The sequence below is a fragment of the Acinetobacter sp. ANC_7512 genome, assembly GCF_056779935.1.
On sequence record NZ_JBWYIX010000002.1, the window covers coordinates 143540 to 158869 of the forward strand.

The window sequence follows — 15330 nt, forward strand, 5'->3', positions numbered from 1 at the left end:
CTTAACTCCCTTCCAAATCAGATCTGATATCAGATTGGTGCTCGTGTAATCGTTGTAATGCACGTTGGGTATCGAAGCGTTGAATATCAAATTCTATGTACTGCCATATAGAAGGATCACAGACATTGAGTTTCTTGCAAATTTCGAGCATCTCTTTGGCTCCACGGATATAACCAATACTCAAATAATCTTCTAGTTTGATTAGCGCTTGTTCTGGTGCTACATCATCCTCATCAATCACGCTGACAGATAAAGCGTTACTATCATAGTGTAAGGGTTCAACCTGTTTTTGAGGTTCTTCTGCGACTTGAGTTGGCTCATTCTGATGAACCCAGTTCAAGCCTAATTTATCTCCAATTTTGTTCAGTAGCAGATTTAAGTCCACTGGTTTGACCAGAAAGTCTTCATTCAATACATCGGTTTCAGGGTTCTGCATTCGTTCATTGGCATCTGCGGAAATAATGATGATGGGAACATTGGTCATTTTATTATTTCTCAATAATTTCGCAGTTTCCCACCCTCCCATCAAAGGCATACTCAAATCCATTAAAATTAAATCTGGTCGAAATTCAGGGACTTTTCTTAGACATTGCAATCCCGATTCTGCTTCTTCAAAAATAAAGCCGAGAGGTTTAAGGAAATTTAAAACTAGTCCACGATCAGTTGCTTCATTGTCTACGACCAATATTTTACGGCGATGTCCCATATAGCCAGATACTGTATTCGATGCGACATCAGCAATGGGATGAATGACCGACTTTGAAGGTAAATATAGTTTTATTTTAAAAACTGAACCGTTTTTTAACCTACTGCTGACCTTTAGCTCCCCACCGAGAATATCCACCAATAGTTTAACAATTGGTAAACCCAAACCTGTTCCAGCAAAACTACCTTGTACGACATTTTGTCCGCGCTCAAAAGGCTGGAATATTCGCTCTAGATCTGCTTCAGCAATCCCGCATCCCGTATCATAAATTTCAAAATATGCCGTCTGAAAGCGATAATCTACTCGAAATTTCACCTCTCCTTCGAGCGTAAATTTCAAAGCATTTCCCATTAAATTGATAAGGATCTGTTCAAGTCTTTTTTTATCTATACGTACGTATTGTGGTATTTTTTCACTAATTTCGACCGTAAATTTCAGTTGTTTTTGTTGGAATTGTGGCTCAAACATATTCACGATTTGTTGGAGAAACTTCGGAAATTCAATATTCGACATTTCTAAAGAAATTTTACCTGTTTCAATCCTTGCAAGATCAAGTAAACCATCAATCAAGGACGTTAAATGCTGTCCACTACGACGAATCACGCCCAGCGCAGCTTTTCCTTGTTCAGAGAGTTGTTCTTGTTTATTGAGTAACTGGCTATATCCTAAAATACTATTTAGAGGTGTTCTCAGTTCATGACTAATTCCAACAACATAACGACTTTTGGCCTCATTGGCTTTTTCAGCTTGAGTTCGTGCATCTTGTAATTGCCGATCTGTAATTTTATGCGCTTCAATTTCGTCCATGAGCAGTTGTGTTTGCATATTACTTTCAAGCTGAGCTTGTCGGCGACTTTCATCATTCAGCACCAACCACCATGCTGCAACACATAACAGTAAAAATAATACGGCATAAATTTTCACAAATAGCATCAGCAACTCATGCTGTTGAGTTGATCCAAATACTGTGCCGAATTTACTCAGTTCTTGTAAATAAACCAGACTTAAACTGACTGCCAAAACCACACTCAGAACAAAGATCATCAAAATATAAAGACTCAATCTAGTATTGATGTATCTCAACCATTGGCGCGGTAGAAACCAAACTGCAAAATGCTTAAGTTGTGCAGACCACCGTGCATGAGGCTTACATAAATCATGGCAACGAGCTTCTAAGGTACAGCATAAAGAACAAATAATATTGTTATAAGCAGGACAAGTCGCCATGTCAGCCATTTCATACTCATGCTCACAAACCACACATCGTTGTGTCTCTATTGGTTTTAATGATTTATCTTCATGACGTGCGATGTAGTATTTGCCACGAGTAAAATAAGCAAGCATTGGGACACAGACGATAGCTGAACCTAAAGCAATAAATCCTGCTAAGGATTTTGCGATATCACCAAATAATCCCCAGTAGCATAAAATCGACAACAAGGATGCAATACATAAACTGCCAACACCGACTGGATTAATGTCATAGAGATAGGCACGCCTAAACTCAATTCCTTTCGGGCTCAGCCCCAATGGCTTACAAATGATGAGATCAGCAACGATGGCTCCCACCCATGCCAAGGCCACATTACTATAAAGCCCCAATACACGCTCCACCGCATGGATGACGCCTAGCTCCATCAACAATAGCGCAATAAAAATATTGAACACTAACCAAACCACACGTCCGGGATGACTGTGTGTTAAGCGTGCAAAGAAATTAGACCACGCCAATGAGCCAGCATAAGCGTTGGTTACGTTGATCTTTAACTGTGCGATACACACAAACATGACTGTAAGAAATAATGCAGCACCAGGATGCTCAATCACTTGTTGGTAGGCGATCCAATATAGATAATTCGGATTGCTTAATTCATGATTCGGCACCATAAATTTAAGGGCGAGTACCATTAAAATCATGCCCATAAAAATTTTAATGAATCCCACCAATATCCATGCAGGACCGCCTAAAAATACCGCCCAATTCCATTTGTTTTGAGCATGTTTTTTGTCTGGCAAAAATCTTAAATAATCAGCTTGTTCACCAATCTGCGTAATCAGCGCAAACAAAACAGTGCAAGATGCGCCAAAAAAAGCCAAATTGAATCCTGCACTTTGACTTTGCGCGCCTTCTATTAGGGCAACTTCAGAGAGCAGAGTCGGATGCTTCACCAAAACAAAGCACCATGGTAGTAATAATAAAAAAATCCATAATGGTTGGGTAAACGCTTGTACTTTATTAATAAATCCTATGCCTTTGATCACTAGGGGCAGAATAATAAGCGCAGAAATTAAATAACCTAGACTCAGCGGCACACCTAAACCAAGCTCAAGCGCCAAAGCCATGATAGCGGCTTCAAAAGCAAAGAAGATGAAAGTAAAACTGGCGTAAATGACTGAAGTTATAGATGAGCCGATATAGCCAAAGCCTGCGCCCCGTGTAAGTAGGTCAATATCAACATTGTATTTGGCCGCGTAATATCCAATAGGCCAACTGGTCAAAAAGATAATGATTGAAACGACCACTAAGGCCCAGAATGCATTGCTAAAGCCGTATTGCCATAACATGGTTGCACCAAGCGCTTCCATCGCTAGAAAACTGACTGCTGCAAGCGCTGTATTGGTCACCGTCCAAAGGGACCACCGTCTTACTGACCTCGGTGCGTAGCGTAGTGCATAGTCTTCAATACTCTCATCAACCACCCAAGTATTGTATTTACGGCGTGTATGAATCACCCGTTGCGGTGCTTGAGGAGTATTGCTAGATGAAACCATAAAGCTAGGCAATTTAAATAGACCCTTACAGTTAGCAAAATCTATGCCCAGCTTAACTTTCATCAAAAAACATTTTGAGGAACATCGATATACGTAAAGTGACGTATATGCTCATTTTTTAACACCCCTTAGGCTTAAGTCCATAGCAAGCGCAAACAATAAATCGCGCAATGGCCTTATCCACTTCATCAGGGGAACACCAATGACCTTAAAATCTAAAGTTAAAACATCTGGCTTACTCGCAGGACTACTCGCTGTTCCTTTTTTACTGGCACCTGTCTTGACCACTGCGAGTGCTCCAGCGACAGCAAAAGTAAATACAACCAAACTTAACGTAAATGATAAATTCGTCTATGTCGGTCAGCTTCATTCAGCGACGGGAACGATGGCAATCTCTGAAACAGGGGCCATCCAAGCAGAACGCTTAGCCATTGAGCAGATCAACAAACAAGGTGGTGTATTAGGTCGTCAGATTAAAATTGTTCAAGAAGATGGTGCATCTGACTGGCCAACTTTCGCTGAGAAAGCCCGAAAATTAACTGAAAAGGATCGTGTTGCAGCAATTTTTGGTTGCTGGACTTCAGCTTCTCGTAAAGCCGTATTACCTATTATTGAACGAAATAATTCGCTTCTGTATTACCCAACATTCTATGAAGGTCTAGAACAATCTAAAAATGTGATTTATACCGGTCAAGAAGCTACACAACAGGTGCTTGAGTCTCTGAATTGGCTTGCACGTGAGAAAAAAGCCAAAACATTCTATTTGATCGGTTCTGACTATATTTGGCCACGTACCACCATGAAAATTGCCCGTACACACATTGAAAAAGTGTTGAAAGGTAAAGTCGTCGGTGAAGAATACTACCCGCTTGGCCATACGCAATTTGGTTCTTTAATTAACAAAACCAAACTTCGTAAACCAGATGCAATTGTCGCTGCCGTGGTGGGTGGATCAAACGTTTCATTCTATAAGCAAATGAAAGCTGCAGGCGTGACTGGCGATAAGCAAACACTGCTCACCTTCTCTGTGACAGAAGATGAATTACTGGGGATTGGTGGCGAAAATATGAAGGGTTTCTACTCTTCAATGAAATATTTCCAAAGTCTAAATAATCCAAGTAACGCAGCTTTCGTAAAAGCATTTAAAGCGAAATACGGTCCTAAAGCAGTAATTGGTGATGTGACTCAAGCCGCTTATCTTGGTCCGTGGTTATGGAAAGCCGCAGTTGAAAAAGCTGGTAGTTTTGATGTTGCCAAAGTTACCAAAGCCTCTCCAGGCATCGAAATGAAAAATGCGCCTGAAGGTTACGTGAAAATTGATGCCAATCATCATTTATGGAGCAAATCACGTATTGCACAAGTGCAAACCAATGGTCAATTCAAAGTGGTCTACGAATCAAAAGGTTTAATCAAGCCTAATCCATTCCCTAAAGGCTACTAATCGATAGCACATGATCAGGAGAGACCTCTCCTGATCTTTTCATTTCAAACCTATTATTTAAAGCTTGGAGGATGAGGCGATGGATTTATCTTTAGCTGACTTCGGTGCAATATTTGCGATGCAAGGCTTTAATGGTCTTTCTGTTTTCTGTGTGCTGTTGTTAATGGCACTGGGCCTTGCAATTATTTTTGGGCAAATGGGTGTCATCAATATGGCACATGGTGAATTCCTCACAATAGGCGCGTATACCACATTTGTCATTTCAACCCTGACTGAAGGCTATTTTCCTCAATTGCTTCCCTATTATTTTATTGTAGCGATTGTGGCAGCTTTTCTGACAGCAGGCATTATCGGCTATATGGTCGAACGGCTCATGATTAGTCGGCTTTATCAGCGGCCACTCGATACTTTGCTTGCAACTTGGGGCTTGAGCTTAATCATGCAACAAGTGTTTCGCTCTACATTTGGTCCCAAAGAAGTGAGTCCAACACTACCTGATTGGCTTATGGGCTCTTATCAACCGACAGAGACGATTGATATTCCTATTAATGGCTTATTCCTTGTCGGTGTCACACTCACCGTGACCGCTTTCGTCTATTTCCTCATCTATCGTTCTCGCTGGGGCTTACAGCTTCGTGCGACAAACCAAAACCGTTTCATGAGTGGTGCCGTTGGTATTAATACAAAGCGTGTGGACAGTCTAACATTCGCATTAGGTTGTGGTTTGGCCGGTATTGCTGGTGCGGCGTTTACGACAATTGGCTCAACTGGTCCAACTGCAGGCTCTCTCTATATCGTAGACACGTTCTTGGTTGTGGTGTTTGGTGGAGCTGCAAGTCTATTAGGCACTATCGCTTCGGCTTTCAGTATTGCACAAGCCCAATCAATCCTAGAGTTCTTCCTGTCAGGCTCTGTTGCCAAAGTCATTACCTTAGCGACGGTCATCATCATTTTGATGTTACGTCCTCAAGGTTTGTTCTCAATCAAAGTTCGTAAATAGGTATTCAGGAGAGATTGATATGAGTAATCCAATGAATGCCTTGTTAGGCGGTAAAGAAGGTGCGATTGGACTGGCTATATTGGCAGTACTGATCCTATTTGTAATGCCCATGTTTTTAGATGTTTTCCGTCTCAATTTAATGGGTAAATATCTTACGTTTGCCTTTGTCGCGATTGGTTTAGTGCTGTGCTGGGGTTACGGCGGCATTTTGAGTTTAGGTCAGGGTATTTTCTTTGGGATCGGTGGCTACTGTATGGCCATGTTCCTCAAGCTCGAAGCTTCTGACATGCAATCCACAGCAGCTCAAACCACACCCGGTATTCCTGATTTTATGGACTGGAACCAAATTACCAGCCTACCAATGTTCTGGGAACCGTTCCATAGTTTCACATTTACCCTATTCGCGATTGTAATTATTCCAATTTTATTGGCTTTTATTATTGGTTTTGCAATGTTTACTCGTCGTGTAGGAGACGTGTATTTCTCTATCATCATGCAAGCGATTGTGGCGATTTTGACAATTTTGATTATTGGTCAACAAGGCTTTACTGGTGGTATCAACGGTATTACTGATCTCAAGACATTACATGGCTGGGACATCCGTACGGATGAGGCAAAGTACGTTCTGTATTACATCAATGCATTATTACTCATCGCAGTCATCATGATCAGTCGCTTTGTTCTCAGCTCAAAGTTAGGTCGCTTACTTTCTGCAATGCGTGAAAAAGAAGAACGTGTACGTTTTTCTGGTTATGACGTTTCAATGTACAAAGTCTTTATCTTCTGCTTTGCGGCAGTCGTTTCTTCCGTCGGTGGGGCAATGTTTACGCTGCAAGTCGGCTTCATGTCACCTACGATTATTGGCATCGTCCCATCTATTGAAATGGTGATCTTGGCTGCAGTAGGCGGTCATTTATCACTGATTGGAGCTGTATATGGTGCAGTTTTAGTTAACCTCGGTAAAACTTACTTCTCTGAAGCATTCCCTGAAGTATGGTTGTACTTCCTTGGTGCATTGTTCATAGGCGTTGTGATGTTCTTACCGAATGGTTTAGCTGGCTTATATGAAAAATATGTTCGCCGACTTATCTTCAAAGATAAAAAAACAACGGCTTCACCTATCCCCCATCAACCCACGGAGTCCAAAAAAGATAGCAATATTGAAGTAGAAGGAGGTGTGAAATGAGTAAAGTCGGCGTAGAAATGCCAAAACCTGTACTTGTAATTGAAGATCTCACAGTCTCGTTTGACGGCTTTAAAGCCGTCAGCGATCTCAACTTCTATCTCGATAAAAACGAAGTTCACGTGGTGATCGGCCCTAATGGTGCAGGTAAAACAACAGTGTTAGATTTGATTTGCGGTAAAACTAAAGCAACTTCTGGCACGATCAAATTTAATGATATTGAACTGACTAAGCTCAAAGAGTTCGAAATCGTTCGTAAAGGTGTCGGTCGTAAATTTCAAAATCCCAATATTTACGAAAACCTTTCAGTCTATGACAACCTCGAAATGTCTTTCCCACGTGGTCGTAATGTGTTTGGGGCTTTGTTCTTTAAGCGAACCAAAGATGTCGAAGAGCGTATCCAAGAAGTCGCTTCAAAAATTTTCCTCACTGATTTATTACACACCTCCGCAGGCCTATTGTCTCATGGACAAAAACAATGGCTTGAAATAGGGATGTTGCTTATGCAAGACCCCGAGTTGTTAATGCTGGATGAACCTGTGGCAGGCATGAGTGTTTCTGAGCGCGAACAGACAGCAGAACTGCTTCGTGAAATCAGTAAAGGACGCTCAGTCCTCGTGATTGAGCACGATATGGAGTTTGTAAAAACCATTGCAGATAAAGTGACAGTATTGCACCAAGGGAAAATCCTCGCAGCAGGAAAAATGGATGATGTGCAAAGTGATCCAAAAGTCATTGAAGTCTATCTCGGACACTAAGGAGGCCTTATGAGCGGATTATTAGAAATTAGTTCTTTGTGTTCAGGTTATAAACAAAGCCAAGTCATTCATGATCTAGAACTTAAAATTCAACCCAAAGAAATTGTGGCGATTATGGGTCGAAATGGGATGGGAAAAACCACACTGTTTAAAACCCTTATCGGTGATATTAAAAATTCTCAAGGCGAAATCAAGCTCGATGGTAAAAACTTAGAAAAGCTTGACCCGTATCAACGTGTGGAAAATGGTGTTGCTTATGTTCCTCAAGGTCGTATGATTTTCTCAACCATGTCTGTTCTAGAGAATATTCAAACAGGTCTCCCTGCGTCTGCCCATGGCAAAGTACCTGACGATCTGTATGAGCTTTTCCCTGTACTTTGGGATATGCGTAAACGCAAAGGGGGAAATTTATCTGGTGGACAACAGCAACAATTGGCAATTGCACGTGCACTCGCCACCAATCCCAAAGTATTGCTGCTCGATGAACCTACCGAGGGAATCCAGCCCTCGATTATTAAAGATATTGCGAAAACGCTAAAAGATATTCGCGATCAACGAGACCTCACTATCGTGGTCTCCGAGCAAGTACTGAGCTTTACTATGGCGATGGCAGATCGCTTCTTGGTCATCGATAAAGGCCGTTTTGCTTATGAAGATGTCAGAGCGAATGTCGATGAAGCGACCATTAGCAAATATCTTTCAGTTTAAAGCACGTCATCTCATCAATTCTTAATTTGGCATCTCCCTCGATTTTTCGGGGGATTTTTTTTGACCATTTTTTGGAGTGGTATTGTTATTTCGATCTAAAGACTCATTCAAAATATCGCTTCATATACGCAATTCACCGTATTTTGCATCGATCAATTTCACGAGAAACTCCTTACATAGATTTTAATTTTAAAGATATGGGGAGTAAGTTGAATGCGTCACGGTGATATCTCAAGTAGTCCAAATACAGTAGGTGTAGCAGTAGTGAACTATAAAATTCCACGCTTGCACACCAAAGCAGAAGTACTTGAGAATGCAAAAAAAATTGCTGAAATGTTGAAAGGAATTAAACAAGGTATTCCAGGTATGGATCTCATTGTTTTTCCTGAATACAGCACCATGGGCATTATGTATGATCATGATGAAATGATGGCAACGGCAGCCACAATCCCAGGTGATGAAACGGCAATTTTCTCTCAAGCTTGTATTGAAGCAAATGTTTGGGGCGTATTCTCAATTACTGGGGAACAGCACGAAGAACACCCGCATAAAGTGCCATATAACACCTTAGTGCTCATCAATAACAAAGGTGAAATCGTTCAAAAATATCGCAAGATTATTCCATGGTGCCCAATTGAAGGCTGGTGCCCTGGAGATACGACTTATGTGACAGAGGGCCCTAAAGGCATCAAGATGTCACTCATTATCTGTGACGACGGTAATTACCCTGAAATTTGGCGCGACTGTGCGATGAAAGGTGCTGAACTTGTGGTGCGATGCCAAGGTTATATGTACCCGGCTGATGAACAGCAAATCAATATGGCCAAATGTATGGCTTGGGCAAATAACGTTTATGTCGCTGTTGCCAATTGTACTGGTTTTGATGGGGTGTATACCTACTTTGGACATTCGGCAGTGGTCGGTTTTGACGGACGTACATTAGGTGAATGTGGTACGGAAGAAAATGGTATCCAATACGCACAGTTATCACTCACAGAAATACGTGATGCACGTAAATACGATCAATCACAAAACCACTTGTTCAAGCTGCTACACCGTGGCTATACAGGCGTATACAACAATGGTGATGGTGATAAAGGGGTTGCCGATTGTCCATTCGACTTCTACAAGACATGGGTCTTAGACGCACAAAAAGCACAGGAAAATGTTGAGCAGTTTACGCGTTCAACCATTGGCGTTGCAGAGTGCCCAATTGGCAACTTACCTCACGAAGGGTTAGAGAAAGAAGCTTCTTAAAGAAGCTTCGTCCGACTTGATTTCAGGAGGTTTCGAACATGACATTTGCCAGTGACCGTATACATGCCAATCAGGAAAGTTTGGCAAAACAACGCTATGACATGCAAAGCAAGGAATGTATTGCACGTACTTCCCGATTCAGTTTTGAACCAGATGCCGTGATGACCCATCTACGTGAACATATTATTGGACAAGAAGCCGCACTTGATGAAATTGAAAATATGCTCACCACAGTGAAAGCAGATTTTAACGCAGCTCATCGTCCTTTAAGTGTCACACTGATGTTAGGTCCTACCGGTGTAGGAAAAACTGAAACAGTCCGCCTCATTGCTGAAGCGATACACGGTAAAGCTGATGCATTCTGCCGAATTGATATGAATACATTGGCACAAGAGCATTATGCAGCCGCCCTGACAGGTGCCCCACCAGGCTATGTCGGCTCTAAAGAAGGAAATACTTTATTCGATGAAGCCCTGATTCAAGGGAATTTCTCCAAACCTGGCATTGTTCTCTTTGATGAAATTGAAAAAGCCAGTACTGAAGTCATTCGAGGGCTACTCAATGTGCTTGAAACAGGAACTTTAAAATTAACTGCGGGTACAAAGGTTTTAGACTTTAAAAACTGCATGATTTTTATGACCAGTAATGTAGGTGCCAAAGATGCTCAAAAGCGTCTGAAACAACTCAGTCAATTACCAAAACCACTCCAGAATTTAGCCAAGCATTTGAAATTAGATGACAGTGAAATCACGACAAAAGCACTCGATAAAAAGTTTGATCCTGAGTTTCTAAATCGCATTGAGCGAATCTTACATTATCAGCCGGTTGAATCTGATTTTGCTGCAACCTTAGTCCAACTCGAAATTGACAAAATGAACCAACGTCTAAAAAAGCAAAGTCGAACCATTGCTTTGACCGATGCTGCCATTCGATTCCTAAGTTCAGGACATGATGTTCGATTTGGTGCTCGGGGTTTAAGCCGTCGTTTTAAAGTGTTAGTTGAACCTGAACTCGCGAAAGCTTTTCTAAACAACAAGCACATTAGTGAATTCATCATCGATTACGACAATACGAAGCTTCAAATTCAGATGATTGAGCCAGCAGTGAAACAACTTGATCCGTTACTGATACACGAAGCATCTCAACAACACTGAGACCTAAACTTTATTTGACCTCAATACAGGGGATACATTATGCAACATATTAAAATCAAACCAGGAGTTCCACTTGCGGAGCAAGCCGAAATTGGTCACAACCGTTGGCACCCAGACTTACCTTTTCTGACATCAGTAAAACCTGGTGAAGAAATTCTGATTGAAAGTTTGGATTTCCTTGACGCACAAATTAAAGATACTGACGATATTTCTGATGTTAAAAATGTGGATTTAACACGTGCTCATCCTTTAACAGGGCCATTCTATGTTGAAGGTGCAGAACCAGGTGATTTGTTGGTCATTGATCTACTAGACATTCAACCGATTTCTGATGTGGGTTTTTCGGGTGTTTTTGCCAAGGAAAATGGTGGTGGCTTCTTGGCGGACTATTTCCCAGAGGCAGATAAAGCCATTTGGGATTTGAAAGGTTTATTTGCAACTTCACGTCATATCCCTGGTGTACGTATTGCAGGTTTAAAACATCCTGGCTTGATGGGAACCCTACCATCACATGATTTACTGAAAGAATGGAATCGCCGTGAAGCATTGCTCGTTCCTAAAGGTCAAGCAAACCCTCCTGATCCACGTACAGCCGTTCTGCGTGGTGTAAAAGGCCCCGAATTTGATCGTATGGCGGCTGAAGCTGCACGCACAGTTCCTCCACGTGAACATGGGGGTAACACAGACATTAAAGACCTTGCTGCAGGAAGCCGTATTTACTTCCCTGTTTATCAAAAAGGTGCTGGCTTCTCAATGGGCGACCTCCACTTCTCACAAGGTGATGGTGAAATTGGTTTCTGTGGTGCGATAGAAATGGATGGCGTTACACGTGTCGGTTTCGATTTAATCAAAGGTGGGATGGAAAAATACAATATTGATTCACCTATCTTTGTTCCAAGCAATGTGCGTCCAAATTATGATCAATGGCTGACTTTCGAAGGGATCAGTGTTGAAGATGGTGTAAATCACTATCTCGATGCGACAGTGGCTTACCGCCAAGCATGTTTAAAAGCCATTAAGTATCTTGAAAACTTTGGCTTTACTGGGTCACAAGCCTACATGTTACTTACCGCTGCACCGGTTGAAGGTCGTATCGGAGGTATTGTAGATATTCCAAACTGTGCATGTACCGTCTCACTCCCAACCTCTATTTTTGAACAAAATATCTTGCCGCAAGGTGCTTTAAATGACGATAAATTTTGGGGGCATAAACGCTAATTAGCGCATTATTGTTGTTACAGGTTTCACCATTTTACGGGGTAGCTTGAGTAAGCATGCGAGCTACCTCCTTTTTAACTTTTAAACATGCGCATGCTTAAAAATAAGTAGGAGCACGACCATGCCATTATACGATTTCCGCTGTGATCACTGCGAAGGAATTTTTGAACAACGTGTGCCTATTTCTAGGATTGCAACTGACACCATCGAATGTAAATACTGCCAACAACAAACCTTAGCAAAACCGATGATCACTGGCAGACAACAAATCAACATGAAGACCAAATGGCGCCCAGGATCAGGTGCAGAACAACTTGCAGGACCTTTAGTGGGCGGTCCAGGTACCAATAAAAATAGTGCACGCAGTTCAGTGCTACACAACTGTCGTGGTGTGAATTGTTCACTCTGTGAAGTATAAAAAAGCCCGCATCTGCGGGCTTTAATGCTCGTGTCTGCAGAAAATTAAACGACTAATTCAGCTAAGTTGCCTTTTTGTTCCAACCATTCTTTACGATCACTTGCGCGTTTCTTGGCTAATAATTTATCTAATAAACCTGAAGTAAAATGCACATCATCCAAATCTAGTTGCACCAAACGACGAGTATTGGGATCCAATGTTGTTTCACGGAGCTGACTTGCATTCATCTCACCCAAACCTTTAAATCGTGTGATTTGTGGGGATTTAGTTTTGGCTTTTTTCAATATGCCTTCTAATTCTACTTCGTCAAGCGCGTAATGCACATCTTTACCGTCATCAATACGGAATAAAGGTGGCATCGCAACAAATAAGTGCCCTGCTTCAACTAGACTTGGGAAGTGCTTCACAAATAATGCACATAGCAAAGTCGCAATATGTAATCCATCTGAGTCTGCATCGGCAAGAATACAGATCTTGCCATAGCGAAGTTCAGACAAATCATCAGAACCCGGATCGACTCCTATTGCGATTGCAATATTATGAACCTCTTGAGAAGCAAGTACTTCATCTGAAGAGACTTCCCAAGTGTTTAAAATTTTTCCGCGGATCGGCATAATCGCTTGGAAATTCTTATCACGCGCCTGTTTGGCAGATCCTCCAGCAGAATCACCTTCCACAATAAATAGTTCTGACTCTTCCAAACTATGTCCCACACAATCAGATAATTTGCCTGGTAAAGTTGGACCTGAAACGATTTTTTTGCGCTCAACTTTCTTTGCAGCTTTTAAACGACGTCCCGCTTTTGAAATCGCCATTTCAGCCAATTGCATTGCAATTTCAGAGTTTTGATTCAACCATAAGGCAAAAGCATCTTTTGCGATGTTCTGCACAATCCCAGAGGCTTCACGACTTGAAAGACGCTCTTTGGTTTGACCTGAAAATTGTGGCTCTTGAAATTTCAAAGACAGAATATAGTTCACGCCATCCCACACATCTTCCGCTGAAAGCTTCATATTACGTGGTAAGAGATTACGTAACTCACAGAACTCACGGATCGCATCCGTCACACCTGAACGAAGACCATTCACATGTGTGCCACCTTGCGCCGTTGGAATCAAGTTCACATAAGATTCTTGAATGCTCTCTCCGCCTTCAACATTCCAACAAATCGCAAACTCCGCACTGGCACGTTCCGCGTCACCTGTAGCGACAAATGCAGGCATAGGGATGATTTCACGATCTTCCAACTCATCCATCAAATAATCGACGAGACCATTTTCAAACTGCCAAGTGATCTTTTCGTCGTTAATTTCATCAACATAATTGATTTGTAAGCCAGCAGCTAATACCGCCTTCGCTTTTAAATTGTGTTTAAGTGCCTTTAATGCAAATTTAGGTGAATCAAAATATTTCGCTTCAGGCCAAAAGTGAACTGAGGTACCCGATGCACGTTTAGGTGCTTTACCTTCCAGAACTTCAAGTGGTGCCGCTGCTTCACCTTGCTCAAAGGCCATTTTGTACAAATTACCTTGGCGCTGAACTTGGACTTCCACACGTGTGGAAAGCGCATTTACAACAGAAATACCAACCCCGTGCAAACCACCAGAGAATTGATAATTATCTGTGCTGAATTTCCCGCCTGCATGCAGTTTAGTCAGAATGATTTCAATGCCGCTTTGACCATATTCAGGATGAATATCAACTGGCATACCACGCCCGTTATCTTCTACTGACAATGAACCATCTTTATACACAGTCACTGTAATTTTATTCGCGTGTCCTGCCAATGCTTCATCGACCGCATTATCAATGACCTCTTGCGCCAAATGGTTTGGACGTGTGGTATCGGTATACATGCCTGGACGACGGCGTACAGGATCTAAACCAGATAAGACTTCAAGGGATTGGGCCGTATATTGAGACACGTTGAATTGTTTCCTTATTTTAAGCTGTCAGCTAAAAACTGATATACCAAGGGTATTTTATCCGCGAAATCATCCATCGCGTGATTGCCATATGTTTCTGTAATGAGGAACGCTTGATGACCATCGCAATTATAATAACGTTCCGCTTCACGATAATCCAAAACTTCATCACCTTGTTGTAACAAGACCAAGATTTTGTCTGCATCTTGCACAAACGGAACTGCCATATGCTCCAATTGATCAAGCTGAGCTTCATCTAACGACCAATTCGCAGTGACTGGATGAGGAAACTGCGCCGTTGAAAACAAGTTTCTAAATAATTTCCATGGTTGCATAGCGGGATTAATCAGTACAGCTGCGACTCCATGTTTCGCGGCAAGCTGCGTCGCATAAAATCCACCTAAACTGCTCCCAATCAAAACGACATTTGACATAGACTCGATGAGTGTCGAAATCAAAGTAATTACCTGATCAGGCGGCATATTTAAATCAGGCAAATGCACTTGTACATGTTCATGTCTTTCAAAATACTGACGAATCAGTTGCCCTTTAATAGAAAAAGGACTACTTTGAAATCCATGTAGATAGATAATATTCATGAACTGATTAATTGCATTTTCCTCAAAATTGTTCTAATTTTTATTGTGAATCAGATCACATATTTGTTTCTCTTTTGTACGATAACAAATATTGTCAGACAAAAAAATTAGAGCCGATCTGAAATCAAAGTTATCTTAAAAATTGTTCGGGATGAACAACATAAGATAAATACAAGGAATTTTATACAGTG

At 41.6% G+C, this 15330-nt stretch carries 12 protein-coding genes; 9 read left to right on the forward strand and 3 right to left on the reverse strand.

The features are described 5' to 3' along the window. Window position 1: 1 nt before the first annotated feature. Window positions 2-3478, reverse strand: a complete 3477-nt coding sequence (locus tag AC1M9H_RS03305; RefSeq protein ID WP_481612788.1) for a hybrid sensor histidine kinase/response regulator — start codon at window positions 3476-3478, stop codon at window positions 2-4. A gap of 202 nt (window positions 3479-3680) precedes the next feature. On the opposite strand from AC1M9H_RS03305, the gene urtA reads away from it, so the two are divergent. The 9 genes from urtA (at window position 3681) to AC1M9H_RS03350 (ending at window position 12615) form a co-directional block, all read left to right on the forward strand. Beyond that, on the forward strand, window positions 3681-4919 hold the full coding sequence (gene urtA, locus AC1M9H_RS03310; RefSeq protein ID WP_179999684.1) for an urea ABC transporter substrate-binding protein: 1239 nt from the start codon (window positions 3681-3683) through the stop codon (window positions 4917-4919). 79 nt (window positions 4920-4998) lie between these two features. Continuing rightward, window positions 4999-5919: an urea ABC transporter permease subunit UrtB gene (gene urtB / locus AC1M9H_RS03315; protein ID WP_481612752.1), complete on the forward strand. Its 921-nt coding sequence runs from the start codon at window positions 4999-5001 to the stop codon at window positions 5917-5919. A gap of 19 nt (window positions 5920-5938) precedes the next feature. After that, on the forward strand, window positions 5939-7105 hold the full coding sequence (urtC, locus tag AC1M9H_RS03320) for an urea ABC transporter permease subunit UrtC (RefSeq protein ID WP_481612753.1): 1167 nt from the start codon (window positions 5939-5941) through the stop codon (window positions 7103-7105). After that, window positions 7102-7860 (forward strand): urea ABC transporter ATP-binding protein UrtD, encoded by a 759-nt coding sequence (gene urtD, locus AC1M9H_RS03325; protein WP_481612754.1) that lies wholly within the window; start codon window positions 7102-7104, stop codon window positions 7858-7860. Before urtC ends, urtD begins: the two co-directional genes overlap by 4 nt. A gap of 9 nt (window positions 7861-7869) precedes the next feature. Beyond that, complete coding sequence (urtE, locus tag AC1M9H_RS03330; RefSeq protein ID WP_481612755.1) at window positions 7870-8568, forward strand: urea ABC transporter ATP-binding subunit UrtE; 699 nt, start codon at window positions 7870-7872, stop codon at window positions 8566-8568. 213 nt (window positions 8569-8781) lie between these two features. Further along, window positions 8782-9825 (forward strand): aliphatic amidase, encoded by a 1044-nt coding sequence (locus AC1M9H_RS03335; protein WP_035264753.1) that lies wholly within the window; start codon window positions 8782-8784, stop codon window positions 9823-9825. A gap of 38 nt (window positions 9826-9863) precedes the next feature. Then, a complete protein-coding gene (locus tag AC1M9H_RS03340) occupies window positions 9864-10979 on the forward strand; it encodes an AAA family ATPase (RefSeq protein ID WP_481612756.1) in 1116 nt (371 codons plus the stop codon). A 39-nt stretch (window positions 10980-11018) separates the two neighbouring features. Continuing rightward, window positions 11019-12197, forward strand: a complete 1179-nt coding sequence (fmdA, locus tag AC1M9H_RS03345; RefSeq protein WP_092766540.1) for a formamidase — start codon at window positions 11019-11021, stop codon at window positions 12195-12197. Window positions 12198-12318: 121 nt separating this feature from the next. Continuing rightward, window positions 12319-12615, forward strand: coding sequence for an FmdB family zinc ribbon protein (locus AC1M9H_RS03350; protein ID WP_481591968.1), 297 nt, complete (start codon window positions 12319-12321; stop codon window positions 12613-12615). Between the two features lie 44 nt (window positions 12616-12659). Here AC1M9H_RS03350 and parE read toward each other — a convergent pair whose 3' ends face one another. Next, window positions 12660-14540: a DNA topoisomerase IV subunit B gene (gene parE / locus AC1M9H_RS03355; RefSeq protein ID WP_481612757.1), complete on the reverse strand. Its 1881-nt coding sequence runs from the start codon at window positions 14538-14540 to the stop codon at window positions 12660-12662. A 14-nt stretch (window positions 14541-14554) separates the two neighbouring features. Beyond that, window positions 14555-15139, reverse strand: a complete 585-nt coding sequence (locus tag AC1M9H_RS03360) for a YqiA/YcfP family alpha/beta fold hydrolase (protein ID WP_481595710.1) — start codon at window positions 15137-15139, stop codon at window positions 14555-14557. Between the last annotated feature and the right edge of the window lie 191 nt (window positions 15140-15330).

Bases quoted from the DNA above. Each gene is read 5' to 3' on its own strand.
- AC1M9H_RS03305 (WP_481612788.1), bottom strand. From the start codon at position 3,478: ATGGTTTCATCTAGCAATACTCCTCAAGCACCGCAACGGGTGATTCAT.
- urtA (WP_179999684.1), top strand. From the start codon at position 3,681: ATGACCTTAAAATCTAAAGTTAAAACATCTGGCTTACTCGCAGGACTA.
- urtB (WP_481612752.1), top strand. From the start codon at position 4,999: ATGGATTTATCTTTAGCTGACTTCGGTGCAATATTTGCGATGCAAGGC.
- urtC (WP_481612753.1), top strand. From the start codon at position 5,939: ATGAGTAATCCAATGAATGCCTTGTTAGGCGGTAAAGAAGGTGCGATT.
- urtD (WP_481612754.1), top strand. From the start codon at position 7,102: ATGAGTAAAGTCGGCGTAGAAATGCCAAAACCTGTACTTGTAATTGAA.
- urtE (WP_481612755.1), top strand. From the start codon at position 7,870: ATGAGCGGATTATTAGAAATTAGTTCTTTGTGTTCAGGTTATAAACAA.
- AC1M9H_RS03335 (WP_035264753.1), top strand. From the start codon at position 8,782: ATGCGTCACGGTGATATCTCAAGTAGTCCAAATACAGTAGGTGTAGCA.
- AC1M9H_RS03340 (WP_481612756.1), top strand. From the start codon at position 9,864: ATGACATTTGCCAGTGACCGTATACATGCCAATCAGGAAAGTTTGGCA.
- fmdA (WP_092766540.1), top strand. From the start codon at position 11,019: ATGCAACATATTAAAATCAAACCAGGAGTTCCACTTGCGGAGCAAGCC.
- AC1M9H_RS03350 (WP_481591968.1), top strand. From the start codon at position 12,319: ATGCCATTATACGATTTCCGCTGTGATCACTGCGAAGGAATTTTTGAA.
- AC1M9H_RS03360 (WP_481595710.1), bottom strand. From the start codon at position 15,139: ATGAATATTATCTATCTACATGGATTTCAAAGTAGTCCTTTTTCTATT.